General features: G+C 42.5%; 1 protein-coding gene. It reads right to left on the bottom strand.

What is annotated here, in order from left to right:
• Window positions 1-259 (bottom strand): putative Ig domain-containing protein (locus tag HMPREF2597_RS08460; RefSeq protein WP_141760433.1); only part of this gene is annotated, 259 nt, incomplete at both ends.

Below are 259 nucleotides of genomic sequence, written 5' to 3'. Positions count from 1 at the left end.
ACTGACTCTATTTGTTACTACTTCGCCACTGTTATCTGTAGCACTGATCTCGATGTTATCGATTGCCGTATTCACTTCTTTGGTTTGATCACTTATCTCTTTCACCGTCGGTGCTGTCGTATCTACAACTTTGATATTGAATTTTGTCTCGACACTATTACCCTCAGTGTCAGTGCTTGTCACTACAATTGGATAGGTGCCGACCTTCGTCGCTGTACCGCTTATTGTGTTTGTTGTCGGATCAAATGTTACTCCGCTT

This window comes from Staphylococcus sp. HMSC063A07, assembly GCF_001836955.1.
GTDB classification, from domain to species: Bacteria; Bacillota; Bacilli; order Staphylococcales; family Staphylococcaceae; genus Staphylococcus; species Staphylococcus lugdunensis.
This window is presented reverse-complemented; position numbering and strand designations above follow the sequence as displayed.